We start from the raw sequence: 26792 nt of genomic DNA, 5'->3' as shown, positions 1-26792 counted from the left end.
ATTGGTTAGCTAAAAGACTAAATTACAGTGATTAGCGACAGACCTCTCTTGGCACAGCTGCCAGGAGGGGTCTGTTTTTTGGACATAGGCGGTGAGGCTGTCTCAGCATAGAGACTGCGCAAAGCGAATTATGACTACCTACCGACACAACACGACTAGGTTTTGCACATGTCCTTGTTTGTAGCCTCAAATCGCGGTCCTTTGAGCTTTAGATTTCAAGGAGACACATTAGAGTCTGTTCGTGGAGGTGGCGGACTGGCATCTGGCATACTAGGTGCGTTGCGCGGACGAGAAGCTTGCTGGGTTTCATCAGCAACTAGCGATGCGGACACAGTTGCGGTCGGAAAGGGACTGTGGACACTACCGGGAATAGACCTACATCCGGTTGCGATATCGAGTGAGGTCTACGACTCAGCCTACAACAGGATCTCAAACGAGACTTTGTGGTTCTTATTCCACGGTATCTTCGACGCAGCTTATCTACCAGTATTTGACGGCAACTTCTCACGCCATCTGGAGGCCTACTATCATTATAACGATGCATTCGCTCGCGAGATAGCTGATAAAGCCTCCAGTGGCGACACTGTGATGGTGAACGACTACCATCTTTTGTTAGTCCCTAAGATGCTCAAGGAACTTAGAGCGGATCTTCAGGTAACTTTCTTTCTCCATACACCATTTCCGTATCCAAATGAGTTCCTTACACTGCCCGGAGCATTCGCACGTGCCATCTTAGAGTCACTCCACCTAGCTGATTTAGTTGGCTTTCACGCAGAGAAATGGCTAGCGAACTTCCAAAGCTGTCTCAAGCACTCCGGAATCAAGCAGCATCCAAACTGTGTCGTTGCTCCACTTCCAACTGACGCCGATGCTCTCAGGGTCAACTCAAGAACCGTCACTGTAGCGAACGAGCAGCAGGAAATCGTCGGTCAATTTGGCACCCGACAGCTCATAGTGAGAGTTGACCGGATGGAGTTGTCAAAGAACATCGTGCGAGGTTTCCTGGCGGTTGACGAATTGATTACACAACACCCAGATCTCAAGGAACAGTTCATTCATCTTGCGCTCTGTTACCCTTCCAGAGAATCTCTGGCTTCGTATAGGCGCTACGCCAAAGAGGTGGTGGAGCTTGCCGCAAGGATAAATACCGCTCACGGAACATCCGGATGGAACCCTATCGAACTTCAAAGTAAAGACAACTACAGTCGCTCCCTCGCAGCCCTTCGGTTAGCCGATACCATTTTGATCAACCCGGTCCGAGACGGTCTCAATTTAGTAGCTCAAGAGGGCGTGCTTCTAAACGAACGCACAGCTAATATCGTACTATCGTCTGAAGCCGGTATTGCTGAACATATCGGAGATCTTGTAGATGTTGTCAACCCCTTTGACGTGAGTCAAACGGCATCCACTTTGTACTCATCACTGACAAAGGGCGACAAGAATGCCCTATCGCACAAAAGATTGCTGAGCGCCATAACCCAAACTACGCCCTCTCAATGGCTAGATACAGTTACGGGTAACGGCAACTGACAGCGTATGTAACCATCTCCCCGCCTCCCTAGGCGAGGACACAAAAAAGTCAGCAGCCTCCACTAGCCGTTGCGGAGACTCACTTGAAGCCACTGCGACAGACAGAGAACAATGGCCGAATTGCCTTGCACCTTTTAGATACTCAAACACTTCAAGGTCTGACGTATCGTCTCCCATATACACGATGTAGCCAAACTCCTTCGTAAAACGCTCTATCGCACTACCCTTGGATGGCTTTTGCCCAAAGAAGAACTCTTTCGCCATCTTTGCATCCATCGCCGTGAGAGAGAACTTTGAAACGATCTCCTGACTTAGAAGTTCGACAGACTCTCGCATCTGAGGCTCTCTTCTGTAATGAATGGTGAAAGAAAAAGGCTTCTCCTCTAACTCAATTATCTCTGGAGTGACCTTGGAACGCGCGTAGTCTAAAGCCTCTCTCAACCTTGCCGTCGTCGACACCATGTGTGTAGCACTTGATCTCTGAACTGTCTCTAACTCCGAGGTGCCAGGAAGGGAAACCTCCTCACCGTAAGATCCAACCACCAATGCAGCAAAGAAAAGACTCTCAGGCAACTGCGACCGAAGAAAGTCAAGTGGACGACCCGATACAACCCCTACTAAGCCAGCTACTTTTGAAATCTCAACTAGAGCACTAATGGCTTGTGCTTGAGGCTTGGCCGACATTGGATCGGTAACAATGTCTGCGATAGTCCCATCAAAATCAGTCAAGACTGCCAGGTCGAAATATCTCTTTCGCACCAAAGAACATCACACCTTTCCCTTAGGGAGCCGAAGAAAGATCCGGACCCACCACAATGTTGATATCCTCCGGCGGCGCATTCACAGGAATACTCGAGGAGTCCTGAACAACCTGCGTCGAGGACAACCCAAGACGTGACGCTATGTATTGAGCAGATACCGAGAATCCTTGAGCGTAATAAACAGTCGAGGACGCCACCTGTTGGGTCGCATTAACAGGAGAGACGACGTTGAAACCAATCTCTCCGAGATAAGAGGTAATTCTCTCGGCTAGTCCCGGAATAGTAGTGCCGTTAGCGACTCTAACCGTAATGGCAGCATAGGCCGGATTTGAAGCAACATAACTGGACGGAGTCGCAGAAGTCGACGTTGAGGTCGTCGTAGTCGTTACGGTTGTAGTTGGTAAAGTCGTCGTAGTTGGTACAGTGGTCGCCGAGCCCGAGGAGTCCGCCTTCTGCGGCTTCGACTTCAAAGAACCGCTCTTCTTAGCGTTCGTTGATCTAAGACTGCCATTCTTCGCAGAGGCCGATCTTCTCCCCGTGATTGAAGAGCCAGATAGATCAGCATTTTTAACGTTAGACGCTGGAAACAAGTTTGTTCCGAAGAAGGCGTATCCAACAAAAAGCTCGAAGGCGATCAGCGCCAGCGAGATCGACGTTTTTCTAAGACTGTCCCCAGAGCGACTCATTGCGCCTCCCGCCCTTTCTTCGAAAGCGTAGCTTAGTCGGAAGACCCAACCTTAGTAGTATCAATCATTGTTACACAAATACTGAGTGCATTACTATCAATTTTTCTTTACTAGGTGGAATAAAGGTATTTCAATCTCGTTAACTAAAGCAAAAGAGAAAGGAGGAAAAGATGCTAGTGAGATTAGATCCATTCCGTGAGATAGACAGGTTGACAAGGACGTTAGCTCAAGAAAGTTCAGTTGGATTCGCGCCAACAGATGCATACAAGGACGGTGACAACTACGTCATCGAGATGGATCTTCCTGGAGTTGATCCCGAACACATCGAGGTTACAGTAGAGAACAACGTGCTATCGGTATCGGCGACGCGCGAGAGCGTCAAGGAAGATCGTAAAGCTGATGCGCTAGTAACCGAGAGATTCTCCGGAACATTCCGTCGGTCGATGTACTTGGGGAACCAACTTGATACCTCAAACATCCAAGCTAGCTACGATAAGGGCGTACTCAAGCTGACAATACCGGTTAGCGCATCAGCCAAGAGCCGCAAGATCGAGATCAGCTCAGGAGAAAGCAAAGCTCAAAAAGTTCTAGCGAGCTAACGTTAGATATTGGATAACCTTGGGTCGGGAGGGAAATCTATCTTTCTTCCGACCCAATTTGCGCGCTCTAGCAATTACAATCATCCAAGCACGCCGACGTAGCTCAGCTGGAAGAGCAGGCGACTTGTAATCGTCAGGTCGTGGGTTCGAGTCCCACCGTCGGCTCTTCACTACCCGAAACCCTAGATCATTAGCAGACCCCGTCGACGAACTAAGACCCAAATTATCAGTTAACCTTTCCTAGCCCTGCACGGACGGTCCTCCTCAAAGCCGTGATTTAGGGACTAAAGTCCTTACCCAAACTGACGTTCTTCCTTAGAACACCTTTACCCTCACCCTCAGTATTTAAGAAGATACGGATAAGAGGTAGTTGCTTCGGAAAGGGAGTCGAGATGGCTAAGGTTTTGGTAATTGGAGGGAATTTTGCAGGGCTAACTGCAGCGCTGGAGACCCGTAGAAGACTGCATGACAAGAGCCACGACATAACCGTGATCTCCATGAAAGATCACTTCTTGTACGTACCTTCTCTAATTTGGGTTCCTTTCAAAGAACGAGAGATCGATGACATTGTCGTTCCGATAGAGCCGGTACTGAGGCGTCATGGAGTTAACTTTATCAACGAGACTGCTCTAAAAATCGATCCATTTCAGTCCAAGGTAACTACCGACAAAGGCAATGTTTTTGACTACGACTACTTGGTGATTGCAACAGGTCCAGACCTTGATCTTTCACTTCCTGGGTCCGATCCAGCCCTCAAAAACAACACATACATCGGTACTCCTGCCGGTGCTCTTGAGATACGTCAACGCTTCTTCGATCTCCTGGACAATCCTGGCCCCGTGGTAGTGGGCGCTGCCCCGCGCGCTGGTTGCATCGGTGCGTCCTACGAGTTTCTCTTCAACATCGAGTACCACCTAAGGCGGCGTGGAGTCCGACAAAAAAGCCCGGTCGTCTGGGTAACGCCAGAGCCATACTTGGGCCACTTTGGCATGAATGGCGTCTTTGGTGGCAGTACCTCTCTCAAACTTTTCATGAACTCAAGAAAGATCGACTATCGGGTCAACGCAGCCATCGCTTCCATCGACAAAGAGAAGGTAACGCTAGAAAGCGGCGAGGTTATAGAGTCTGCATTGACGATGATCATGCCACCGTTTCTAGGTCAGGAGGTAGTGCGAAACTCTCCTGGTCTTGGAAACGAGAAAGGCTTCATCCCCGTCCTACCCACCTACCAGCACAGGGACTTCTCCAACATCTTTGCCGCAGGTGTAGCGGTTGACGTTCCCCCATTTGGGACAACACCGATCCCTGTTGGGGTTCCAAAGACGGGATTTCCAGCAGAGACAGAGGCACGAATCGTAGCGGAGAACATAAGTCGAGTTATAAATGGCAACCACGACCTAACAGGGAAACCATTTGGCGAGATCCCAGGCGTTTGCGTCATGGACGCAGGGCACAAAGAAGTTCTCATATATGCGAACCACTTCGCACGTCCGCGACAGTTCTCCGTAGTCCTGCCAAACCCAACTTACAATACCACAAAGAGGTTTCTCGAGAAATACTTTTTATGGAAGGCTAGAACTGGTCTAGCCCGGCTTCCCTAACAGTAAATCTCGAGAACCCACTAAGATAAATGATGCTTACTGAACGGCACCCATCTCCTCTTAAGCAATTTAGAGGAGTGGGTGCAGTAATTTCAAATTCAAAATCAAATTTGTTCGAACTTATCTAAGTAACGTGAACATTGCAACCGTTGCAGCAGCAGAGACGTTTAGAGACTCAACCTGACCTGCTTGCGGAATAGACACAAGGTAGTCGCATCGCTGGCGCACTAGTCTCGCCAGACCCTTTCCCTCTGAACCGACCACCAGAGCAAACGATGTATCCCGCAACGACACCGACCACAGCGAATCCGGAGCACCGGGGTCGAGTCCCACACTCCAAACATTGAACTTCTTTATTTGCTCCAAAAAAGCGGGGACCCCAGAGACGTAAGCAAATCGGAGGTACTCAATAGCGCCAGCCGCAGCCTTTGTCACAGTAGGAGTAATACCACAAGATCTCCGTTCTGGAAGTACAACGTAGCTAAATCCAGCGCACTCTGCACTTCGCAGCACCGCCCCTAGGTTGCGAGGATCGGTAACGTGGTCTAGTACAACCATATGTTTGCGACCACCACCATCGGAGCCGGTAAACCAAGACTCTGAAGAGTCAAAACGCACTGGATCGGCAAGAGCAAGTACACCCTGTGCTCCTTCAGACCGGCACATAGAGTCAAACTTTGCACCTGAGATCTCCTTGACGGGGACCCGGTTCTTTAGTGCTAGAGAAACGATCTCCTCCACTATCCCAGTCCTATCTACGCCTTGATCCAAGTAGATCTCGTGAGTTTTTCGAACCCTAGCTTTGAGAAGCTCCCGAACGCTCTGCCGACCCTCTACCTGTTCTCCTTCGGCCTTTCTCCTCGAAGCCACTGTCATTCTTGGCGTCGAAGGTACAGCGCTGCGAACATATCCACCTCTTGGCCTACTGACAGGCTTCCTTCTCTGCGTCAAGGGATATCTCCTCTCATAAGGACGGTACAAAATGCTGCCACGCCTTCGGAACGTCCAATAGATCCCAGCTTCTCGGCAGTTTTAGCCTTTATGTTGACCGGTGCCCCTAAAGCTGAAGACAACACCTCGGTCATAACGCCCTTGTAGGGAGTAATGCGCGGAGTCTCACAGACTACAGTAGCATCCACATGTTCGACTACGTAACCTTTGGCTTTGGCAAGAGACACACAAGCTCTGAGTATCTCTACAGAATCCGCCCCTTCCCATCTGGGGTCTTTCTCAGAGAAGTGCTCTCCTATGTCCCCCAGTCCGGAGGCCCCAAGTATCGCATCAGAGATCGCGTGACATAACACATCTGCATCGCTGTGCCCCTCTAGACCTGGTCCCTCTAACTGCACTCCCCCAACCATAAGTTTTCGCAGAGGATCCTTCGAGAACCGATGGATGTCGAAGCCTGAACCGACACGGGTATTCACACATCGCTCCTTGCCCTTTAGGATGCTTAAACTTCCAGGGGTCAGAGCAACCCGCACATAGTCGAGGTCGCCAGGTGCCGTTACCTTGATGTTTTGTTCTTCTCCCTGGATAACTTGGACCTTGATTCCACATCTTTCAAATAGAGCTGCGTCGTCCGACACGTCGATTACCTGGCCATAAGCTTGCAGAAAACTCTCCAACTTGAATCCCTGCGGAGTTTGTATACGACGTAACTCTTCCCTATCCAGAGTCTCCAAAACCTCATTGGATCGTACACGTTTCACCGTGTCATAAACCGGTAATCCGGGAACGACGGCAACCGCCCCCTCTTTGAGGGACTCTAGGATCCTCAAATACAGACCGTGCGACGCCAAAGGACGCGCAGCATCGTGAACCAACACAAAGCTACAGCCGAGCTCTTTGAGAGCGGGAATAGCAAAGCGCACCGACTCTGTCCTCGTGGATCCTCCTGCAATCACAGTCGCCAAGGGATACCGGGCCGATATCGATCTGACCGTGTCGGGAGGAACCACTACGATTACATTGCTCGATACAGATCTAGCGACCTCATAGGACCTATCTAGTATGGACACTCCTGGCAAGAGCTCAACGAACTGCTTTCTAGATCCGAAACGAGTCCCCGAACCAGCGGCCACCAGGACCACGGCAGCACCTTTATGAAAGCTGCCGGTATCAGACAAGGGCAGAGTCGAGCTTTTTCTCGGCCTCCTCCATTGAACAGTCCAATGCGAAGGTAAGTTCGGATATCAATATCTGTCTGGCTTTAGCCAACATTCGCTTTTCACCCGCAGAGAGACCCTTATCCTGATCTCTAAGGGATAAATTGCGAACTACCTCAGCTACCTGGTATATGTCTCCTGACTTCAATTTCTCAACGTGATTCTTAAACCTGCGCGACCAATTGGTCGGCATACGAGCTTCCTTTTTTCTCAAAACGGCGAAGACTTCTTCGACCTCTTCATCGTTGATAACCTCACGCAACCCAACCTCTTCGGTATTTTCTGCTGGCACCATTACAGTGAGGTCGCCATAAGCTACCCTTATGACCAAAAACTCTTTCTCTTCACCAAACGCCATCTTCTTTTCTCGGCGTTCTATAACTGCCGCCCCATGTTGGGGATAAACAACCTTGTCTCCGACGTCAAAAGCCACTTGGTCTCCCGATCACTGCTTTTATTCTCTACAATCTGTTAGAGGAAAAGCTTTAAGTTATACATATCTATTCTAGCCTGCAAAGACAAATCCCAGATTGCACATGTAAAGGGGGCCCGAAATCGCCTACGTTGACCCGAAGATGTTGCTAAGACACACTCCTCTCTTTCGGTTACTCGAACCAAACGGTCTAGATCTCATAGTTCGTTCTACCAGACGCACCACGTTGTTACGCGGACAAACCCTCTTTGAAGAGGGAGACCCTGCCCGAGAGTTATTCGTGGTCGCTGCTGGCCGAATTGGAATCGTCAAGTTGGCTGGACAGTCCAAGGAGTCGATCGTCGCTCTAATGGAACAGGGTGATCTCTTCGGAGAGATGGGTCTCTTTGACAGACAGGGTCGATCCGCCACCGCTCGAGCGCTAGATCGCACGGAACTCATCAAGGTACCGTATACTGCTGTAAGAGCTGTTATCGAACAGAGACCACAGATCCTTTGGTCACTTCTTGAACTAATCGCTCTAAGGCTTCGCAACACGGACGACGCCCTCGCTGACGCAATGTTCCTGGACGTCTCTGGTAGGACCGCCAAGAGGCTACTAGAGCTCTCTCAAGGTAAAGAAGAGTTTCGTCTTACATTGACCCAAGAGGAGTTGGCTTCTTTGGTAGGAGCCTCCCGAGAACGCGTCAATAAGGCGCTTTCCGCTCTTGTAAAGATGAAACTCCTAAGTGCTAAGGACCACAACTACAAGATATTAGATCGCAAGGGTCTCGAGGAGATGGCGGGTGAAATCGATCCTTCACCTAAAGATGACTAGTTCTTAAAGATGACTAGTTCTCGGAGATAAATTCCTTTATTACCTTTGCCCACTCGGGCCCAACCCCCTCCACCTTGGACAGTTCAAACTCTGACACCGATGACAGCGCCGACAGGTTAGAAAACCTCTCCAAAATCGCTTCTTTCACAGATTGAGGTAAACGGGGAACTAAAGACAACACCCGCTCTCCCCGGGACTCGAGTTTGAGCTTTAGTCGGTCACGTGGATCATCTGAAAGAGCTGTAACCAACTCTGTGCAGCGCGCTCGTTTAGCCACGCCTTCTGATACAACAGAGACGTCGAGGAGATCGTCTGTATCCAACGACGCCAGATAGGTTCTAACCTCTAAAGTATCGTCTTCGGAGCATGGTCCGAGAAAATCACTGATCACTGAGTCGTAGTCTCCCCTTATATCGAGATAGAGTTCGTCCAACTGTAGCGATAGCATTCTTCCGTCCGCACCTAGTTCTATGAGGTACCAGTTGATCTCCTCCGAGATCCTCCGCACCAGTTCTGCTCGTTGCAACACCAAGACAACGTCTCTGAAGGTAGCCTTTGAGGACCGTTCAAGTTCGGAGAGTCTCTTTAGAACTCGCTCGAGCCTCTCTTTATATCTCTCAAGTGTCGAGAGTGCTTGGTTCGCTCTAGCCCACACCTCTACGATCGGCTGGAGCTGTCGCTTCTGATTGCGACGATATACAGTTATAACGCCAAGCTCCTCAGATACGGCCACTACCGGAACGTCTACCGTACGTGCCACCCTTTCTGCTGTTCGATGTCGTGTCCCGGTCTCAGTAGTTGGAAGTCGAGGATCTGGTACCAAATGAACATTGGCGCGCGCCAGACGAATACCATCACTGGACAGCACTATTGCGCCATCCATCTTTGCGAGCTCATACAGCCTTTGAGGAGAGAACTCTGCATCCACGAGGAACCCCCCCGAACAGATAGAGAGAACCTCTGGGGAGTCTCCCAGTATCAAAAGAGCCCCCATGCGAGCCTGCAGGATACGATCCAGGCCTGATCTAAGACCCCCGCCCGGAGCTACCTTTGATATCGCATCTACGATCCCTGCGTCTTTCACCAACTCCACAAGAACTATCCTATAGCTCGAAGCTCTGCCTTTAGGAGACCTAACCTAACTAGAGCCTGCGGTAATGTCCTGCAGGAGTCAACTATGTCAGAGTTGTTCACCATGTTACAAACAGCATCCGAAAAGCCTCTAGATTTCGCAAAGCGAAGTCTTTCCGCTGAATCTCCAGTGGGTCTTAGTTCACCAAGGAGTGATAGTTCGCCGAAACAACATAGTCCTTCCGCCACGGGACGTCCGGTCGCTGCTGATACTAGAGCCGCAGCTACCGCTAGATCGCTGGTATGGTCTTTGACTTCACGAGATCCAACCACCTGGACCAGCACCATCTTGGAGGTAAGCGAAAGCCCAAGCTCTTTGTCTAGTATCAAAAGCAACATCTGGAGGCGCCCGATGTCCAGTCCTTCGGAGTAGATTCTTGGAGCGCTGTCTCGAGCCGGACTGACGAGCGCCTGAATCTCTGCGAGGTAGTATCTCGACCCGTAACTCACAGGAACAAACGCCCGACCGGCAACATCGCTAAGATCCCCCTTAGACATCAAAGTATCTTCACCCGAGGTGGTCAGCCCCTTTTCTTCAAGGATGAAATCTGCAAACTCAGGAGTCCTGCCAAAGCGGTTCTTCACGATCTCCAAAGAACGTACGCTATCATCTCTCGGACGTATAAAGTAGGCCACAACATCTACAAGATGCTCGATACTCTTTGGACCAGAGACAGAACCATCTTTAGTAATCTGGCCAAGAAGCATTAGTGTCGTTCCTCTTCTTTTGGCAACGGCGCTAAGGACAGACGCGTTGGTACGCAGTTGATTCGAGCTATAGGCAGACAAAGTGCTCTTTGGGTCATATAGAGCTTGTAGCGAATCAACTACCACAAAGTTATAACCTGCATCATCACGGTCGATCTCGTCGACGACTCTCTGAAGATTCTGTGTACACAAAAGTGCAACGTCAGCGTCTGTATCAATACGTCGGAAACGCGCAATTACCTGATCCTTCGTCTCTTCGCCCGAGACGTAAAGCACCCTTACCTTAGCCTTTGACAGATTTGAGCTTACTTGACACGCCAATGTTGATTTACCGACACCCGGATCTCCAGCAAGAAGGATCACCGACCCAGCCATAAGCCCGCCACCGAGAACACGATTCAGTTCCGAGATACCGGTTTCAACTCGCATCTCGGCGATTTCAACCCTAGAACTATTTGCTAAAGAAATCATCTCGACTTCTCGAGTCTTGTCCTCCTCTAAGGAGAGACTATCCTCTTCGACCTCAATCGAGTTCCAACTGTTACAAAGATAACACTTGCCCTCCCACTTGGGATAGAGCTGACCACACTCCTGACACCTATAAGACTGGCTGCCTCGACTCATACATAAAACAATGGTTGAACGATGTTACAAGCCGAGTAATACGCCCAAGCAAGCCCCAACGCCACCGAAGGGCGAAATAAACCCCGATCTGAAAAACGATATAGGCACCCAGATCTTGTGACCAGGGTGCCTATATGAGGAGGTTTGGGTCTACTCTGACCCCATACCTGCTAGTTCGATCGGAGGCGGTTCAAAACCTTCCACAACACTCAGGACAATATCTTCCCCGTTGGAGTCGGCCACCACAGTCTCACCGACTCTAAACTCTTTAGAGAGCAACTTCTCAGAAAGTTGATCCTCGAGCATGCGTTGAATGGTCCTACGAAGCGGTCGCGCTCCAAGCTGTGGATCGTAACCCTTCCTTGCAAGAAGCTCTCGAGCGGCCTGTGTCAGCTCGAGACCCACACCTTGTGCCTCTAATTGAACCTGAACCCTCTTGATAAAGAGATCTACTATCTTCACGACCTCATTCATGGAGAGCTCATGGAATACTATCACGTCATCGATGCGGTTGAGGAACTCGGGCTTGAAGTGAGCCTTCAAAGCCTCGTTGACCTTTACCTTCATCTTCTCGTAAGAGACCTCCTCTGAGGACTTGGTAAACCCGACCGATGCTTTTCGAAGATCAGCCGTACCGAGATTTGACGTCATAATCAAGATCGTATTCTTGAAGTCAACAGTACGACCTTGTGAGTCCGTAAGACGCCCATCTTCGAGAATCTGCAACAACGTGTTGAAGATATCTGGGTGGGCCTTTTCAATCTCGTCGAAAAGCACCACCGAGAAAGGTTTCCTTCTCACAGCCTCAGTGAGCTGTCCTCCTTCGTCGTACCCGACGTATCCAGGGGGGGATCCAACCAATCTTGATACGGTGTGCTTCTCCATGTACTCAGACATATCGAGCTGAATCAAAGCTGACTCGTCTCCAAATAGGAACTCAGCCAAAGTCTTTGCCAACTCCGTCTTTCCAACACCGGTCGGACCGAGGAAGATAAAGGAGCCAGAAGGACGTCTAGGATCCTTCAAACCAGCCCTAGTCCTTCTTATCGCCCTGGAGAGTGCCTTGATAGCTTCCTCCTGACCAATTATTCTACGATGAAGTTCATCCTCCATCTTGAGAAGCTTGGCCGTCTCCTCTTCGGTCAACTTGTACACAGGAATTCCTGTCCAGGTCGCCAGAACCTCAGCAATTACCTCTTCGTCTACTACGTCGTAGAGTTCCTTACCGTGACTCTTCCAATCGGCCTCCAGAGCGTTTCGCCTCTCCGTCAACTCCTTTTCCGTCAGGGCAAGCTTCTTAGCCTCTTCGAAGTTCTGCATATCAACTGCTGCGTCTTTGCGCTTCCTCACCTTAGCCAACTCCGCATCCACCTCTCTAAGTTCAGGAGGAGAAGTCACTCGCTTGATGCGAAGTCGCGATCCGGCTTCATCGATGAGATCGATAGCCTTGTCAGGCAAGAACCTATCTGATATGTAGCGATCTGCTAGATTAGCCGCCGCAACGAGAGCCTGATCAGTAATGGTCACGCTGTGGTGCGCCTCGTAGCGATCCCTGAGACCTTTCAGAATCTCCAGCGTCTGCTCAAGGGTCGGTTCGTCGACCTTGATCGGCTGGAACCGTCGCTCTAAAGCTGCATCTTTTTCGAGGTGTTTGCGGTACTCGTCAATGGTCGTAGCGCCGATTGTCTGCAGCTCTCCTCTCGCAAGCATTGGCTTGAGAATAGAAGCCGCGTCAATGGCTCCCTCCGCAGCTCCAGCCCCAACCAAGGTGTGGAGCTCATCGATAAACAGTACGATGTTGTCCTTGGTTCTTACCTCTTTGAGAACCTTCTTCAACCTCTCCTCGAAGTCGCCACGGTAACGGCTTCCAGCTACTAAGGCACCAAGGTCCAAGGTGTAGATCTGCTTACCTCGGAGCGTCTCGGGAACGTCGTTAGAGACGATCCGCTGAGCCAGCCCTTCGACTACTGCCGTCTTCCCAACGCCGGGCTCTCCGATCAAAACAGGATTATTCTTGGTTCTGCGTGAAAGAACTTGCATCATTCTCTCGATCTCACGCTCACGACCTACGACAGGATCAAGTTTTTTGTCCCTTGCCATCTGGGTCAAGTTACGCCCAAACTGATCTAACACGGGTGATCCGGCGGGGTTATCTTGGCCAGAAGAGGAGCCCACACCAGCGTTCGCCGTCTCCTTGCCCGTTGAGGTGGAGAGAATATGAATAACCTGCTGACGCACCTTGCCAAGATCTGCGCCAAGACTAATCAATACTTGGGCTGCTTCGCCCTCTCCTTCTCGCACGAGACCAAGCAACATGTGCTCTGTGCCAATGTAGTTGTGACCGAGCTGGAGGGCTTCACGCAATGATAGCTCCAAGACCTTTTTAGCTCTGGGAGTAAATGGGGGCGAACCTGGAGCTGATCCTTGGGCAGGACCGATCTTTTCCTCGACCTTTTCCCTCACCGCTGCTAAAGAGATCCCCAACGACTCCAACGCCTGCGCAGCAACTCCATCGCCTTCATGGATAAGTCCCAGCAGGATGTGCTCAGTGCCGATGTAGTTGTGATTGAGGAGCTTGGCCTCTTCCTGAGCAAGCACTAGGACTCTTCGAGCTCTATCTGTAAATCTTTCAAACAAGTTTTTGCCTCCTCGAAGGAGATGAATACGATATACCTAATTCTACTATCAATTTCGCCTTAAACGTTTTACTGCCCTACCTGATCTTTCACTTCTACACTAATGTCAACACAAAAAGCCCATGTATGTTTCCATGAATGGCTGAGCACTCTCTGAGAAGGGACCAAAACATACTTCGATTAGGAAATTGGTATACAAGGTACTAACTTTACCATACCCAACCCCTTCCTAACATCCAAAGATCGATCTACCTAAGTACTTGAAGGTCAATCTCTCGCCTACCCAACATCCTTACGCCCATAGACATCGCTTCCAAAGGAAGTCACGAGGTATCTCTTCGGCAGCTAAAGCACCGACGTTTAGCACCGGAGGCCAGGGTGCAAAACTCAACAGCGGCTTTGGTAGCGACATCTCGGCCCACAGGCAACACCGACTCCAGCAGTAGGGCATAGATCTCTTTGACTCGAGGTATCGGTCGCTCAGACTGCTCTGACAGATGAGTCACTAGGCCTAAGTGATCCATAAGCGCAGATAGAGACCGTTGAACTAAAAAAATATGTGACCTATCACTAATCAAATGTCAATAAGCATCTCATCTGACCTATTTTGTTTAACTAGTGCACACTAAAGACTTTGAAATACCTCAAATCTCACTTGCAATGCGAGAACTCGAAGAACATCTGATCGAGTCGGTGAAAAGTGACGATCCATTTTTAACGGAGATCTCCACCCATCTAATCGGTGCAGGAGGGAAACGACTACGCCCTACCTTAGCTTTGGCTTCTTCACTAGCAATTGCTTCGGAGATCAGTGATAGAAGCTACCAAGGCGCTGTCGCTGTGGAGCTTGTACACCTGGCCTCGTTACACCATGACGACGTCATGGATGAGGCGTCATCACGACGTAACGTCGAATCCGTGAACAGCCGTTGGGGCAACCTCCTCGCGGTAGTTACTGGAGACTTCTTACTAGCTCGAGCTGCAGGGATCGCAGCTCGGCTAGGTTCAGAGGTCGCAGAACTACTCGCTGATACCCTAGCTGATATGTGTGCTGGTCAGGTTCTAGAGGTCAAGTCGGGCTTTGACATAACACGCAACGAAAAAGATTACCTAGAGGCGATATCGGGCAAGACAGCTTCCCTTTACGCCACCTCCTGCAAAATTGGAGCAACCGTCGTCTCGGCTAGCGAGAGGGAGAAAAGCCTCCTCAACAGCCTCGGTCACAGCTTCGGCATGATCTTTCAAATAAGAGACGACATTTTAGACTTAGTTGCGGACAGAACTACCCTCGGCAAGACGCCCGGACAGGACCTCATCGAGGGGGTCTACACCTTGCCAGTGATATACGGACTGAGCGACGAGGGATCCAGAGATACCCTCGCTAAGCATCTGAGCACTGCACAGATCGACATAGACTCAGTTAACAAAGTCTTGTACGAGCATGGAGCTTTCTTGCGTTCAGTAGAGAAACTAGATCATTACTTGCAGCAATGTAAAGAGGCAGCAAACGACTTGAATTCAGCGCCCATTTGGGATGTCGTGGAGGTCGCAGGATCCTTGGTGGATTCAGTCACCCAGATACTTGAGGATCTTCCCGAGAAGCTTTAGGCCGAAGCCTCCAGCACCCCGACCAATACTACCCTTTACCACGATGTTTGTGTGTATAGTCATGCCTATGTATGGCCAAGTTTTCTAGACACCCAAAAGAGCTCAAAGGACCGGCTCTAAATGGAGGTAGATGTTGTAATCATGACAAAGGAGTCACGGTCCTGATCTTTCAGGGTAATGCGGTTAGCGACTACAGCAGAGAGATCCCTCATGAGGGTTCAAAAGCTATGTACTGGCGTCTGGTTGGGGGTGTCTTTGTTCTGGCCTTTGTGTTGGCATTCGTTGAGCGTTTCGCAGATGCAACCGGTGAGTCCCCTATCTAGCTTGCAAGCTCTGGATCATCGTATTTGAACCGCATTGGAGCAAGGGTGCGTGCTGTATAAGAAGTCACCCAGTAGCTGAGCATCCGTAAGAAGACATAGCTGCGAACGCACTTCTCGCTACGCTAATAAATAGGCCGGAGGTAAAGATCGGTAATAAAGTCACGAAGGACCCACTCGACGTTTGCAAGGGACTCATAGGAGGCGACACCTCCTCACTTGCCAGGGTCTGATCGTCTAGGTATCTACGAAGGACGTAGATTCTATCGAGGAGAGTCTCAGCGGTGATTGCATCCTTGCGTCGGCGATAGGTCAAGCTATCGTCTTTGATCGCAGGCTCAAAGTGCTTGGCCATCTTGAACCGGTCATTGACCCTATTTACCCCTAGGACGATCCTGTCCTTGCCACGTAGCGGTTGGCTCTCTCCATCGATGGAGATAACAAGCCGATCAAGCTCTACATCGGTGGAGGCTAGGAGGGATTGGCGCTTTTGTGACTGCTTTTTCGCCCGTCTTGGGTTTCGACAGGCGACAAGACGCTCGCCAGGGTAGTCAGGGTGGATGACCTCAAAGAGATCACGCTTGTCAAAGATGGAGAGTCGTGTCACCTCGTCCTTGACTAGGGCACGAATCTGGGAAGTACGCAGTGCGATGATGAAGTCGACCTATTGGGGTACAAGGTCCTCTTTTAGGCGTGCTTAGGTCGGGAGTACCCGGTCACCGACAAGGGCTACCTTTGAGAGCGAGAAACGAGTCTTTAGCTTATCGCTCTGTTTGACCGTCGTCTTGGTTCCCCGGTGTTGCTGGGAAAGACCTCAATCGCTACAGGAGCTCCTTCCTTGGTCGCTAAGGACCATAGACGACTTGGAATCTTCCACCCCTTGCCTCATCTTTTGGGTGATTACGTTTACGAAGAGGGCGGGTCTTTCCCTCAAAGGCAGCCGATGACACATCATAGGGACCAACATCCCATCTTTGAAATGCTCTTTGGCGAGTTGGTCCGCAATGTGTGCTTGTTTGGGACCTAGCCAGTCCATCGCATGGTAGAGATCATCTTCATCCACAGTGGACAGTGAGAACACCTCCCGAGTAAGCTCGTCGCAGTCCCCACTCGTAGTTCCTTCGCAAAGGCGAGCTCTGAGGAGGGACGAATCACCTGGAAGACGATCATCGCAAGGACGAGATCACGTTGTCACAAGAGAACAGGGTCTATGAGGGTGTAAGGGCCGATGCCGCAGATGGTTCTAAGGACCGCAGCCACATGGCCATGGCCAAGACTCCAAGTGATCTCAAAGATTGTAGTGAGCTCTGCCTTCGGGGGTTGGTTCGCCAACACCAATCGAAGTGCTTAGATCTTCCATGGTGGCCAGTGGCTCGAGTTAGTAGGCGTTCGGTTCTTTACCTTTCCACATCTGCTTTAACTCCGGCGTAACAGCATGGCCGGTGGGGAGTTACGGTTGGGAACCTTGACCACGTACATCCTTGTCCTATTTGACCACAATCACACCTACGCCGAGGCCATAGGCAAATAAACTCACTCATTCCTGAGAATACATGCCTACTCTTCTGACCCACTCAAACAACAATCTTCTGATAAAGGTTCACTTTGGGGGTAGAGGAGGAGTGGTTTGGGGGGAACTTTGGTTATCTGCTCGCCCAAGGAGTAAGACTCAGACTCATCGCAGCTTGTGACACTACCTCGAAGATAAACCATCAGCTACAGGCACGGTGACGAATCTGTTTACTAAAGATCGTCCAGTTAGCGTGCTGATACATCTTCCCGTAGCGCAGTCGGCGCTACGAAAAAACTACACCTCGGGGCGCATGGTTGGGAAAAGAACAACCTCTCTTATCTGCTGGTTATTAGTTAGTAGCATCACCAGCCTGTCGATCCCAATCCCCAGACCTCCAGTAGGTGGAAGTCCATACTCCAAAGCTCTAATGTAGTCTTCGTCCAGCATCATCGCCTCGGCATCACCCGCTTCACGTTCACGCAGTTGAGCCTCAAAGCGTTTTCTTTGTACCGTTGGATCATTAAGCTCAGAGAAAGCGTTGGCTAACTCCCGACCAGCCACGAACGCCTCAAATCTCTCGACCCGACCTATCTTTTTCCTGTGGGCGCGTGCTAAGGGAGACACCTCGACAGGAAAGTCCAAAACAAAGGTTGGCTGCACAAGTGTCGCCTCAGTGGTCTTTTCATAGAGTTCGACAACTTTCTTGCCCACTCCCCAACCCTCTTTCGCCTCAATCTCGTGCTCAGTAAGAAGAGCATCAAGTCTCTCAGGGTTCATCTCCAAAGATATCTCTTCCCCAAGTCTTTCAGAGACGAGCTGCTCAAGACTCTCTCTCCGCCAAGGTGGTGTAAAGTCAAGCAGATTGGAGCCGTAAGTAAGTTTTCGAGTGCCAAACAACTCTTTCACTACGTGAGAGACAAGTTCTTCCGTTAGGACCATAATGTCTTGGTAATCGGCGTAGGCTTGGTAAAGCTCGAGCATCGTGAACTCGGGGTTATGCCTAGGGGATATCCCCTCGTTCCGAAAGACTCGTCCTATCTCGAAGACTCGTTCGAAACCGCCAACGACGAGACGCTTTAGATAGAGTTCGGGCGCAATCCTTAGATACAGATCCAGATCCAGGGCATTGTGATGAGTGACGAAAGGTTCAGCCATGGCACCGGTTGGGATGCTTTGAAGCATAGGGGTCTCAACTTCCATAAATCCACGGTCTTCGAGATATCTTCGAATAAGAGATACCACCTTCGAGCGAATCGTAAAAGTAGAGCGTACCGAAGGATTGACCCAGAGATCGACGTAGCGTTGCCTGTACCTTAGGTCTGGATCTGATATGCCCTTCCACTTATCGCCAAAACTCCGCAGATTCTCCGCAAGCAGACTCCACTTGTGAACCTGAACAGAGAACTCTCCTCTCCTGGTTCTCATCACCGGACCCCAAACGCCTATCCAGTCTCCTATCGATAGCTGATCGAATTGCTGAAAGTTGGGTGTCTCCGACGCGGACGCAAATAGTTGCACTCGAGCACTCTGGTCGACAAGGGTTGCAAAGATCAGCCTTCCCTGCCTCCGTATAAGCATCACCCGGCCAGCAATGCAGACGTTTGCAGCTCCTTTTTCTCCAGGTTCGAGCCCATCCGCCATTGGCAGTATCTCAGAGATGGGCTTTGCTTCTCTAAAACTATACGGTCTCGTTTCCTCCGAGAGATTTTGCACCGCTACAACGTCATCAGACATCCGTCTACGCCACCTTACCTATAGCTGACCCCTTGAACCTATCTAGTGTACTCATACACAAGCCTCAGTCCATATAGGGTCAGCCAAGGCTCGTGAGTCTTTACTCTCACAGATGACGGAGTTATCAAGGAACATAGACCACCTGTACCTACTACCTTAGAAGGGCCGATCTCCGCTTCAAATCTTGCACACATGCCATCCACCATCGCCGCAAATCCCAGCAGTACACCCGAGCGGATCGCCTCGACTGTAGAGTTGCCTATCGCATGGGTCGGTGCAGTCATATCGATTCGGCTAAGTGCGGCAGCGCGAGAAAACAGTGCGTCCACACTAACTAGTACACCTGGGGCAATAGCTCCTCCAAGATAAGCTCCGTCTGAACCAATAGCGTCAAAAGTAGTAGCCGTCCCGAAGTCAACGACTATTCCTGGGGGTTCATAGAGATCTAAGAATGCAACTGTGTCAGCAAGCCTGTCTGGCCCTACGTCACCGGGACGTTCGTAACGCACCTCAACTCCGAGATCTAAATCTCCCGAGACGACGAGAGGGTCCAAGTCAAACCATCTACGGATCGCCTCGACAACCGTCGCTCCAACAGCTGGATTTGTCGAAGACACAACTGCCCCATCAAGTCCATTCGAAGCGCTTAGGCTACGCATCTCAAGCATCTGGGACAGCAACAAGGCCATCTCGTCGGAGCTATAGTCGTTACGAGTGGCGATACGGAAGTGCCCCATTAGACCGCCGGACGCTCCCCCTGAATCCTTTCCGGCCTTCACCGACTGATCATATACACCTACTACGATCTGCGTGTTACCCACGTCAACGCATAACAGCACTTAGCGTCCTCCTACCCACGCGAATACTTTGATCCTTGCCGTCACAGCCCTATTCGAAAGCTCTTCAAATACTGCAAACTGCTCTGTCGTTCAACGATCCAGGGCCACTCTGCCCCAAAGCGTCGCAAGCCTCCTATAGGATATCTTCTAAAGTTCCAACAAAAACCACCCCAGGCAACACCTCTTTCATAGGCTGCAGCTCGAATCGAGTCAGCTCCATATACATATCTGGGGACAAAATATTCGCCAGGTCAGGAGCTAGCTCTGACAGTGGAGCTATCACAAACCCTCGTTGATTCGCTAGAAGATGAGGTATTGTTAGTTCGAAAGAAGAAACCCTGTACTCTCGCAGATAGACGATATCGATGTCTAGAGTTCTTGGACCCTTGTACACCAACCTCTCTCTCCCATGCCGCGCCTCGATCTTATGCACCTCTTCTAGCAGCTGATAGGGTCCAAGCTCAGACTCGATCTCCACAGCCATGTTCAAAAAAGATGCTTGGTCCTTGGGGCCCCCAACCGGCTGGGTTTCATAGACATGTGAAACTCTCAGGACACTTGCTCCAAGATCTTGGATAGCACTTTTTAGATACAATTCTTTTGGCGAGATGTTCGAGCCGAGTGAGAGATAGTATCTCAAATCTCTCTCCGTGCCACATAGGTTGCACCTGCAGATCTAAGGAGCACAGGCACGGGAGGACGAACCTTAGTGACGCTCACCCGAATACTTGCCACCTTTTCGTCTCTCAGGATCTTCCGCCCCAGATCCATCGCCATGGTCTCAAGCAATTTATAACTCCTAGCTGAGACCTCTGAGACTACGAAAGCAGCAACGGCTCCATAGTCGCAGCTCTCGTGGATCTCATCGCTATTTGGAACATCAGCTAACTCAAGTTCAATATCGATCGTGACAGGTTGCTTTTCGAGGCGCTCCCCTTCTCCCACTCCGATGTTTGCAAGAACCTTGAGTTCTCTTAGAGAGATCGTAAAGCTTTCTGCACCCTCAAAGTTGCCCATCACCTGGTCTCCGTGGGCAACTCAGCGGTAGTCACACCTTGGAGCAAAAGTCCATTATGTGCGTCTTGACCTTTCTTCATGAGGTCGATTAGCTGTCGAGTCTTTACCACTTCATGCACTCGAACTATGTCGACCCCGTTCAACAGACACCACGCCTCAACAGCCAACTGCTGCTCCTCCCTGTCTTTGGGCGGCGGCTCGAACCTTTCTTTCGTTGTGACCTTAGCCAAAAAGCGCTTTCGGGAGGTCCCAAGTAGAACTTCACATCCAAACGTCTTCAGGCGACTTACACTCTTCAGCAACTCCAGATTGTGTTGAGCTGTCTTGCCAAACCCGATTCCAGGATCAACTATCACTTCAGGGACACCTAGATCTTGCGCACGTCCAACCATAGCCTCGAGGCTATCTATAACCTCTGAGACAACATCTAAGTAAGCAGGAGCTAGCTGCATGGTCTTAGGGTCGCCCTTCATGTGCATTGCTACCCAGGCAACACCCAACTTTGCCGCAAGTGGAGCCAATGCGCCACCAACATCATTGATGATCGAAGCACCATTCTCCACCGCCTTCTCCGCTACGCGCTCATGCCTGGTATCCACCGAAACGATGCCGTGCTTCGATAAAGCAGCTACGACGTCCAACACTCTTCGAAGCTCTTCCCTTTCCTCTACTGGTTCCGCAAAGGGGCGTGTAGATTCACCACCTACATCAACAATTTGGGCTCCTGCCTCAAAAAGCTCTAATCCATGCGCTATGGCTGCTTCACGATCGAAGAAATCGCCTCCATCTGAAAAAGAGTCAGGAGTGACGTTCACCACACCCATTATCTTCAACTAACTCACCTATCTATGCCCTAGCAGAAAGTAATAAGTCCATGGCTTCCGACCTGGTCGCCGCATTTTTTTTGAAAACCCCCCTAACAGCCGAGGTAACGGCAGAGGTGCCTGGCTTCTTTACGCCTCGTACCGTCATGCATAGGTGCTCGGCCTCAATCACCACCAACACCCCTTTTGGCGCCAAGGCCCATTCAACGTTGTTAGCTATCTCAGAGGTCAGCCTCTCCTGCACCTGTAGCCGTTGAGAAAGCACTTCAACTAGTCTGGCTAGCTTTGACAATCCCACTATCCTCCCTTGAGAGTTGGGCAGGTAAGCTATGTGCGCAACTCCAGTAAAAGGGAGTAGATGATGCTCACAAAGTGATGAGAACTGTACTCCTTTGACTATCACCATTTCTTCGTGTCCAGCAGGAAAGGTCTCAGCTAAAATAGCCTGTGGATCCTCGTTTCGTCCCTCAAGCATCTCAAGATGACTTTCGAGTACTCGCCTTGGGGTATCCCGTAGAGTCTCGTCGCTAAGATCAAGACCGATTGCTTCGAGATACTGAGTAAGCACGATAAGAGCATGCTCCCTATCGATCTCCACGACTCGCTACTACTCCTGATCTTCTAAGTATCTGGCTATGTAAGGTAAATTTCTGTACCTCTCAGCAACATCCAATCCGTAACCGACCACAAAGTCAGCTGGTATGTCAAATCCGACATAGTCAACCTTGAGTTCAGCACTTTGTAGACCCCTCTTTAGCAGCAAAGTGCAGATCGTCAACGATTTCGGACCCCGAGCTCTTAGGTTCCTAAGTAGATACTGCAGGGTGAGGCCACTTTCGATTATGTCTTCGACAACTATTACATCACGACCTACAATGTCGGTGTCCAGATCCTTTAGGATCCTTACAACCCCAGAGCTCTTAGTTGCACTACCATAGGACGAGATCGCCATGAAGTCAAACTCAACCGGCACCGTGATCGACTTTGCTAGATCAGACATGAACATGAACGCGCCCTTGAGAACACCAATTAGCAGAGGTGTCTTCCCTGCAAAATCTTTGGAAATCTCCTCGCCTAGCTCTCTGACTCTGTTTTGCAGCGATACAGCATCGACAACGGCCGCACCGATGCGAGAGTCCGGCTGGGTGTCCTCCATCTAACCTCCACCTGCACCTAAACTATCAGCTCGAATCTGCGAGCATCTCAAGCCTAGACCAAGTCGACTGTATCTTTGGTAGGTAGAATGAGTTTCAACACCCCAGATTTGCGTATCAAGATGTAATCATTGGGCAACGAAGTGGAACGTGGTCCCCCCCTTACCACCTCTAGACACCTTTGGGTGTGAAACCACGACAACTGTAGCGCTGTCTCTCTGTATATTCTGTCCCTTAGCCACATGGAGATTAGATAGCTGGACCCTTTCCTGAGCTCTTCAAGAGTCATTGGACAAAAGTCATCGTAAAGACTGGAGACAGCCTCGTGATCTTGGCGAAGGAGCAGCGCCGTTCGATATATTATCGGGACAACGTCACGTTTTGCCACGTCGCACAGGAGAGGAATGACTTCGTTACGAACCCTGTTGCGCACAAACTTGGGGTCCCTGTTTGACGGATCAGAGAGCGGGATTAGTCCAACGGCGGAGCAGATGGCGTCCGTCTCGTACTTTCTAACTCCCAGTATCGGGTGTCTTTTACTTAGCTCCATTCCTGAAAGACCTTTAAGTGCAGCACCTCTCATGAGGTTATAAATAACAGTCTCCACCTGATCATCAGCGGTGTGTCCCGTAGATACATCTTCAGGAAGAACGCCATATCGTGCCTCTCTTGCTCTTTCTTCGAGATTGGGTCCAGGCGACACCGAAACCTTGTGCCTGATAAGATGCACTCCCAGAGGATCTAGCTGTTCTTGCACCATATCCGCCTCAAGGGAGGAATCGGGTCGAATCTGATGATCCACATGGTGCGCAATGACGTCAAAGCCGGAGACCTTTGCCAGGATAACTAGGGCAAGGGAGTCTGCTCCACCAGATACCGCCGCCTCTATCGCAATACTTTGATCGAGACGCCTGAAGTAACACCTCGACAAAATATCTTTCAGGTCAAGACCAAAGTCATCGATCCTCTCCCTCAGATCCAAGGCCACTGCACTAGCGCCAGTTACCGAGTCCCGAGGGTGCTCGCTATCTGCGGAGTCTTCCACGAGGTAGAGATGTCTCTCCACGCCGCCTGGACCTTTAGTGGATCTCACAGAAAAAAGGTTACCGTCTTAGCGAAAAACTGCGCTCGATACATTCGCTAGCATCATGGAGCCAACCACTCCTCACATCACACTCGAAGCCAAAGCTCCCATGCGGTTCAGCCAAAGACTTACGTCGGAAAACTCCTCTTTAGTTGGAATGCTCTCCGGTGAAGTCCAGACGAGTCTGGACGAACCTGGGGCCTTACGCTCTACTTCCTCAATAAAGCGCTCACCACGCGCGTACTGATTCATCTTCGCCTCAAGCCCGAGCAGGGATTGCATGATCTTCGCAGCCCCTTGAGATGAGGACCGCCGGTGACTTAGCGTTCTGGAAAACTGCCAAGCCTCAGGCACCACATCCCGCCCGGCCCTATCCATTACCCAGTCTCCATGTCCTTCTGCAATACTCATAAGGGCAGTGGTCTTCTCCATCACGATACGCTGCCTATCGGACATGAAGATACCTGCAAGACCCGTCTCATCCAAGAGCGGTTCGCCAGCAACTAAACGCCTAGCCGCTTTGGAGAAGGCCTCGACCATCTCCGTCGGTGAAGGCTGGGCAATTTCAAGCATCTCATCTACGAGAGAGCTAAAGTAGCATCGAAACCAAGGTACCCCTTCGAATTGAGCCCGATGCGTGAGTTCGTGAAGCGCTACCCAGTGCCTAAACTGTCTCTTTTGGAAGCCAAAGCGCCGTTCAAGCTCGATCAGATTGGGAGCGACAAAGTAAAGTGAACCGCTGCCGTTCTCCCTCCCATTTTGAAGTAAGAGGTCGTACTGACCTAGAACACGGGTAGCCATCCATCCCATAACCACTCCCAGTCCAGCGCCAGAGACAACATCACTTCCAGGAACAGTGAGATCTAAGTTTCCCTTGGAAGTTGCCTTTGATATTAGGTACTTGTAAGAGTCTAAATTGGCCTCAAGCCACTCTTCGCGAGATAGAACCTTGAAGCTTACCTCACCCGGGGGTACTAAGAGACCTGTGAACTCTTCTACTTGTTGCTTCGCTATAGGAACTATCTCATCGAAGTCACGGATCAACTCATCGATCTCTTCGTCGGTTGGCTTGGACGATCGAGCAAGAACAACTTTCGCCGAAGCCATAACGGCCGACCAAGATATGGATTTGGCCATATACCTCTCTCTTACTTCAAGAGGTAAGGTTAGGCTACCTTACGCCCTCGAGTTCTTGGAACCTTTATAGGTTCGTGTATGTAACAGAACTTTCCTTTATTGTAGATCGATAACTTGGTTGCACAACCTGGCTCTTTGCAAACTCTTCCCTCTGCGTACCTCTTGGAAGGTCTACCTACTCCGGTCACCGCAGTTCCAGAAACAACTTCAGATACTCTTGACATATTCAGACTAACTCAGACTAAACCTGAATTATTCCGAGGGGTTTTGCAACTTCCTTTCATCGTTGCTAATGAGGCTGGCGATCTTATCTTTCAGGTAGTCCGGACAAACCTCACGACTTTTTGAGGAAACCATGGCTCTCAACTCCGCTTCGAACTCAAAAGCTTCAAGGCATGGAGAGCACTCATCGAGATGAGATCTGATAACAATTTTCCTCTCCTCTGTGAGTTCCCCGTCCAAAAATTCATACAGTTTCGAAACAACTTCATTACAGTCTGTTATTTTTTCCATCGCCATCTCTCAGCCTTGGTCACTCACCAAAGCTTTACGCATACCTAGTTCTACTAACGATTTTTGAAGCGCCCTTCTTCCGCGATGCAATCTACTCATGACGGTTCCTAATGGAATTCCTAAAATATCAGCGATCTCTTTGTAAGAAAACCCTTCCACGTCGGAGAGTAGGACAGCTAATCTGAACTGTTCAGGCAACTCCTCGATAGCAGACTTAACCTCTAGGTCACTAAATTGATCGAGTACTTCCTCCTCCGCCGACCTGCCGGCACTTGCAGCCTCTAGACCACTTAGACGGTGGTACATGTAAAGATCTTCAACGTCTTCGATATCGCTCTCTTCAGGCCTACGCTTTTTGGCTCGGTATATGTTTATGTACGTGTTTGTCAGAATTCGGTACAGCCATGCCTTCAAGTTTGTTCCTTCAGTGAAAGAACCAAAGGCTCGATAGGCCTTCAGGTAGGTCTCTTGCAGCAGATCTTCTGCATCAGCTGCGTTTCTAGTCATCCTCAACGCCGCAGCGTACAGAGCGTCAGCGTACTGCAACGCTTGCTCCGTAAAGGTTGCTTGATCGGCCAATTTTACTCCACTTCAACACTTTTATCATAACGGTGCCACATCGCGAGAATACAGCTCGATGATCGATGAGGGCACCTGCAGATCCGCTAATCCAACTTTTACTAGCTAATCTAGTCGCGTTGGGGGAGGAGGTAGGGAGAATGGTTGCAATTTACAAGAAGGCCCCAACACTCTGATACCTTGTGGGCACCTACAACCTCCTGACCGTAAACCCAGCTCGCAAAACTCTCCTTATCAGAGGCTTTATAAGAACTAAAAGATCCGGTTGCTCCTACATAGCATCGAAGTAAGGTTGCTCTGGTTCGAACCGCTGACTTTAGCTCGACATTCACGCCTGTTAGTCGAAACAATTAGATAAAGCCTTTACAGGATAGGCGCCCCATCATAGGCACCTTGTCAAACCCAACAAGGATCAGGCACCTGAACTGCACTCACATGGCAAGGATTCGAGGAACCTCTCGTACCATTATCAACTCGTCAACTTCTGCGCTTCACCCGAGGGATAACCCTATGACTAATCATCAGATCTAACGATCGGATGACCTATGCCTTTGGGCTAAGGGTTCCCGACCTTCACTACCAAAGGTCTTAGGTCTCCACCTGTAGCGCAGACCGATAAAGCCAACTCGATTGGAATCGATATCCTTGCTCCACCCAAAGGAGGCCACCAAAGAGAGTACACGAGTTCATTGGCACATACAAAAATCAGAGCGGTTCAAGGCCAAAATATCGCTAGGAACAAGTTCCTCCCCAAAGACTAGATCGGCATATCCTTT

At 50.2% G+C, this 26792-nt stretch carries 27 protein-coding genes, 1 tRNA gene and 1 pseudogene; 8 read left to right on the top strand and 21 right to left on the bottom strand.

Features of this window, described 5'->3' with window-relative positions; all coding sequences use genetic code 11:
• Positions 1-168 precede the first annotated feature (168 nt).
• Entirely contained in the window at positions 169-1530 is a 1362-nt protein-coding gene (locus BUA24_RS03220) for an alpha,alpha-trehalose-phosphate synthase (UDP-forming) (RefSeq protein ID WP_084660140.1), read from the top strand.
• Here BUA24_RS03220 and otsB read toward each other — a convergent pair.
• Complete coding sequence (gene otsB, locus BUA24_RS03215; RefSeq protein ID WP_178138684.1) at positions 1501-2289, bottom strand: trehalose-phosphatase; 789 nt, start codon at positions 2287-2289, stop codon at positions 1501-1503. The two genes, BUA24_RS03220 and otsB, sit on opposite strands and share 30 nt — an antisense overlap.
• Before the next feature lie 22 nt (positions 2290-2311).
• On the bottom strand, positions 2312-2977 hold the full coding sequence (locus BUA24_RS03210; RefSeq protein WP_072788677.1) for a LytR C-terminal domain-containing protein: 666 nt from the start codon (positions 2975-2977) through the stop codon (positions 2312-2314).
• A gap of 170 nt (positions 2978-3147) precedes the next feature.
• Between BUA24_RS03210 and BUA24_RS03205 the strand changes: the two genes are divergently transcribed.
• The 3 genes from BUA24_RS03205 to BUA24_RS03195 all read left to right on the top strand — a co-directional run bounded on the left by BUA24_RS03205 (position 3148) and on the right by BUA24_RS03195 (position 5177).
• Positions 3148-3576 (top strand): Hsp20/alpha crystallin family protein, encoded by a 429-nt coding sequence (locus BUA24_RS03205; RefSeq protein ID WP_072788675.1) that lies wholly within the window; start codon positions 3148-3150, stop codon positions 3574-3576.
• A gap of 92 nt (positions 3577-3668) precedes the next feature.
• Positions 3669-3741, top strand: a tRNA-Thr gene (locus BUA24_RS03200).
• A gap of 227 nt (positions 3742-3968) precedes the next feature.
• Complete coding sequence (locus BUA24_RS03195) at positions 3969-5177, top strand: NAD(P)/FAD-dependent oxidoreductase (protein ID WP_072788673.1); 1209 nt, start codon at positions 3969-3971, stop codon at positions 5175-5177.
• 120 nt (positions 5178-5297) lie between these two features.
• On the opposite strand, the gene rlmB is transcribed toward BUA24_RS03195, so the two are convergent.
• From rlmB to BUA24_RS03180, 3 genes are read right to left on the bottom strand one after another with little or no spacing between them, the layout of a single operon-like run.
• Complete coding sequence (rlmB, locus tag BUA24_RS03190) at positions 5298-6128, bottom strand: 23S rRNA (guanosine(2251)-2'-O)-methyltransferase RlmB (RefSeq protein ID WP_084660139.1); 831 nt, start codon at positions 6126-6128, stop codon at positions 5298-5300.
• Positions 6125-7306 (bottom strand): bifunctional 2-C-methyl-D-erythritol 4-phosphate cytidylyltransferase/2-C-methyl-D-erythritol 2,4-cyclodiphosphate synthase, encoded by a 1182-nt coding sequence (locus BUA24_RS03185; protein WP_072788671.1) that lies wholly within the window; start codon positions 7304-7306, stop codon positions 6125-6127. Before BUA24_RS03185 ends, rlmB begins: the two co-directional genes overlap by 4 nt.
• A complete protein-coding gene (locus BUA24_RS03180; protein WP_072788670.1) occupies positions 7299-7778 on the bottom strand; it encodes a CarD family transcriptional regulator in 480 nt (159 codons plus the stop codon). The genes BUA24_RS03185 and BUA24_RS03180 overlap by 8 nt, the downstream gene beginning before the upstream one ends.
• Before the next feature lie 142 nt (positions 7779-7920).
• On the opposite strand from BUA24_RS03180, the gene BUA24_RS03175 reads away from it, so the two are divergent.
• Positions 7921-8595, top strand: a complete 675-nt coding sequence (locus BUA24_RS03175) for a Crp/Fnr family transcriptional regulator (protein WP_072788668.1) — start codon at positions 7921-7923, stop codon at positions 8593-8595.
• Between the two features lie 13 nt (positions 8596-8608).
• Here BUA24_RS03175 and disA read toward each other — a convergent pair whose 3' ends face one another.
• From disA to BUA24_RS03160, 4 genes and pseudogenes are all read right to left on the bottom strand, one after another.
• On the bottom strand, positions 8609-9688 hold the full coding sequence (gene disA, locus BUA24_RS03170) for a DNA integrity scanning diadenylate cyclase DisA (protein ID WP_072788667.1): 1080 nt from the start codon (positions 9686-9688) through the stop codon (positions 8609-8611).
• 5 nt (positions 9689-9693) lie between these two features.
• Entirely contained in the window at positions 9694-10905 is a 1212-nt protein-coding gene (locus tag BUA24_RS03165) for a DUF7125 family protein (protein ID WP_245790277.1), read from the bottom strand.
• 63 nt (positions 10906-10968) lie between these two features.
• Positions 10969-11058 (bottom strand): annotated as a pseudogene (locus tag BUA24_RS13305) (hypothetical protein); the annotation flags it as partial.
• Positions 11059-11208: 150 nt separating this feature from the next.
• On the bottom strand, positions 11209-13695 hold the full coding sequence (locus BUA24_RS03160; protein WP_072788663.1) for an ATP-dependent Clp protease ATP-binding subunit: 2487 nt from the start codon (positions 13693-13695) through the stop codon (positions 11209-11211).
• 617 nt (positions 13696-14312) lie between these two features.
• Here BUA24_RS03160 and BUA24_RS03155 point away from each other — a divergent pair.
• Together BUA24_RS03155 and BUA24_RS03150 are read left to right on the top strand one after the other, a co-directional pair.
• Positions 14313-15302 carry a polyprenyl synthetase family protein gene (locus BUA24_RS03155; protein ID WP_143146364.1) on the top strand — a complete coding sequence of 330 codons (990 nt, stop codon included), beginning with the start codon at positions 14313-14315 and terminating at the stop codon, positions 15300-15302.
• 71 nt (positions 15303-15373) lie between these two features.
• On the top strand, positions 15374-15625 hold the full coding sequence (locus tag BUA24_RS03150; RefSeq protein WP_072788660.1) for a hypothetical protein: 252 nt from the start codon (positions 15374-15376) through the stop codon (positions 15623-15625).
• A gap of 64 nt (positions 15626-15689) precedes the next feature.
• Here the strand turns inward: BUA24_RS03150 and BUA24_RS03145 are convergent, their stop codons facing one another.
• Positions 15690-16229 (bottom strand): hypothetical protein, encoded by a 540-nt coding sequence (locus BUA24_RS03145; protein ID WP_072788658.1) that lies wholly within the window; start codon positions 16227-16229, stop codon positions 15690-15692.
• Positions 16230-17227: 998 nt separating this feature from the next.
• Here BUA24_RS03145 and BUA24_RS13110 point away from each other — a divergent pair.
• A complete protein-coding gene (locus BUA24_RS13110) occupies positions 17228-17353 on the top strand; it encodes a hypothetical protein (protein ID WP_272867275.1) in 126 nt (41 codons plus the stop codon).
• A 76-nt stretch (positions 17354-17429) separates the two neighbouring features.
• Here BUA24_RS13110 and lysS read toward each other — a convergent pair whose 3' ends face one another.
• The 11 genes from lysS to BUA24_RS03080 form a co-directional block, all read right to left on the bottom strand.
• The gene (gene lysS / locus BUA24_RS03135; RefSeq protein ID WP_072788654.1) at positions 17430-18869 is read right to left on the bottom strand and encodes a lysine--tRNA ligase; all 1440 of its coding nucleotides are present in this window, start codon (positions 18867-18869) and stop codon (positions 17430-17432) included.
• A 38-nt stretch (positions 18870-18907) separates the two neighbouring features.
• Entirely contained in the window at positions 18908-19708 is an 801-nt protein-coding gene (locus BUA24_RS03130) for a type III pantothenate kinase (protein ID WP_072788652.1), read from the bottom strand.
• 133 nt (positions 19709-19841) lie between these two features.
• Positions 19842-20348, bottom strand: a complete 507-nt coding sequence (gene folK, locus BUA24_RS03125; protein ID WP_072788650.1) for a 2-amino-4-hydroxy-6-hydroxymethyldihydropteridine diphosphokinase — start codon at positions 20346-20348, stop codon at positions 19842-19844.
• A complete protein-coding gene (locus BUA24_RS03120) occupies positions 20345-20725 on the bottom strand; it encodes a dihydroneopterin aldolase (RefSeq protein WP_072788649.1) in 381 nt (126 codons plus the stop codon). Before BUA24_RS03120 ends, folK begins: the two co-directional genes overlap by 4 nt.
• The gene (gene folP, locus BUA24_RS03115; protein ID WP_072788700.1) at positions 20725-21549 is read right to left on the bottom strand and encodes a dihydropteroate synthase; all 825 of its coding nucleotides are present in this window, start codon (positions 21547-21549) and stop codon (positions 20725-20727) included. Before folP ends, BUA24_RS03120 begins: the two co-directional genes overlap by 1 nt.
• Before the next feature lie 22 nt (positions 21550-21571).
• Complete coding sequence (gene folE / locus BUA24_RS03110) at positions 21572-22147, bottom strand: GTP cyclohydrolase I FolE (RefSeq protein ID WP_072788647.1); 576 nt, start codon at positions 22145-22147, stop codon at positions 21572-21574.
• A 9-nt stretch (positions 22148-22156) separates the two neighbouring features.
• Positions 22157-22705 (bottom strand): hypoxanthine phosphoribosyltransferase, encoded by a 549-nt coding sequence (gene hpt / locus BUA24_RS03105; RefSeq protein ID WP_072788645.1) that lies wholly within the window; start codon positions 22703-22705, stop codon positions 22157-22159.
• Between the two features lie 53 nt (positions 22706-22758).
• Positions 22759-23796, bottom strand: a complete 1038-nt coding sequence (gene tilS / locus BUA24_RS03100) for a tRNA lysidine(34) synthetase TilS (protein WP_084660136.1) — start codon at positions 23794-23796, stop codon at positions 22759-22761.
• A 72-nt stretch (positions 23797-23868) separates the two neighbouring features.
• Positions 23869-24924 (bottom strand): zinc-dependent metalloprotease, encoded by a 1056-nt coding sequence (locus tag BUA24_RS03095; RefSeq protein ID WP_072788642.1) that lies wholly within the window; start codon positions 24922-24924, stop codon positions 23869-23871.
• Between the two features lie 252 nt (positions 24925-25176).
• Positions 25177-25443, bottom strand: a complete 267-nt coding sequence (gene rsrA, locus BUA24_RS03085) for a mycothiol system anti-sigma-R factor (RefSeq protein WP_072788638.1) — start codon at positions 25441-25443, stop codon at positions 25177-25179.
• A 3-nt stretch (positions 25444-25446) separates the two neighbouring features.
• The gene (locus BUA24_RS03080) at positions 25447-26016 is read right to left on the bottom strand and encodes a sigma-70 family RNA polymerase sigma factor (RefSeq protein ID WP_084660135.1); all 570 of its coding nucleotides are present in this window, start codon (positions 26014-26016) and stop codon (positions 25447-25449) included.
• Between the last annotated feature and the right edge of the window lie 776 nt (positions 26017-26792).

This window comes from Ferrithrix thermotolerans DSM 19514, assembly GCF_900128965.1.
Lineage (GTDB): Bacteria > Actinomycetota > Acidimicrobiia > Acidimicrobiales > Acidimicrobiaceae > Ferrithrix > Ferrithrix thermotolerans.
Note: the sequence above shows the minus strand (reverse complement) of the source record. Positions and strands in the feature narration are given on the sequence as shown.

What these genes read in the sequence shown, in the direction of transcription:
- BUA24_RS03095 (WP_072788642.1), bottom strand. Translation starts at nt 24,924, where the DNA reads ATGGCCAAATCCATATCTTGGTCGGCCGTTATGGCTTCGGCGAAAGTT.
- BUA24_RS03220 (WP_084660140.1), top strand. Translation starts at nt 169, where the DNA reads ATGTCCTTGTTTGTAGCCTCAAATCGCGGTCCTTTGAGCTTTAGATTT.
- folP (WP_072788700.1), bottom strand. Translation starts at nt 21,549, where the DNA reads ATGGGTGTGGTGAACGTCACTCCTGACTCTTTTTCAGATGGAGGCGAT.
- rsrA (WP_072788638.1), bottom strand. Translation starts at nt 25,443, where the DNA reads ATGGCGATGGAAAAAATAACAGACTGTAATGAAGTTGTTTCGAAACTG.
- BUA24_RS03120 (WP_072788649.1), bottom strand. Translation starts at nt 20,725, where the DNA reads ATGGGCAACTTTGAGGGTGCAGAAAGCTTTACGATCTCTCTAAGAGAA.
- lysS (WP_072788654.1), bottom strand. Translation starts at nt 18,869, where the DNA reads ATGTCTGATGACGTTGTAGCGGTGCAAAATCTCTCGGAGGAAACGAGA.
- hpt (WP_072788645.1), bottom strand. Translation starts at nt 22,705, where the DNA reads ATGGAGGACACCCAGCCGGACTCTCGCATCGGTGCGGCCGTTGTCGAT.
- BUA24_RS03175 (WP_072788668.1), top strand. Translation starts at nt 7,921, where the DNA reads ATGTTGCTAAGACACACTCCTCTCTTTCGGTTACTCGAACCAAACGGT.
- BUA24_RS03165 (WP_245790277.1), bottom strand. Translation starts at nt 10,905, where the DNA reads ATGATTTCTTTAGCAAATAGTTCTAGGGTTGAAATCGCCGAGATGCGA.
- BUA24_RS03205 (WP_072788675.1), top strand. Translation starts at nt 3,148, where the DNA reads ATGCTAGTGAGATTAGATCCATTCCGTGAGATAGACAGGTTGACAAGG.
- BUA24_RS03150 (WP_072788660.1), top strand. Translation starts at nt 15,374, where the DNA reads ATGGCCAAGTTTTCTAGACACCCAAAAGAGCTCAAAGGACCGGCTCTA.
- BUA24_RS03210 (WP_072788677.1), bottom strand. Translation starts at nt 2,977, where the DNA reads ATGAGTCGCTCTGGGGACAGTCTTAGAAAAACGTCGATCTCGCTGGCG.
- BUA24_RS03195 (WP_072788673.1), top strand. Translation starts at nt 3,969, where the DNA reads ATGGCTAAGGTTTTGGTAATTGGAGGGAATTTTGCAGGGCTAACTGCA.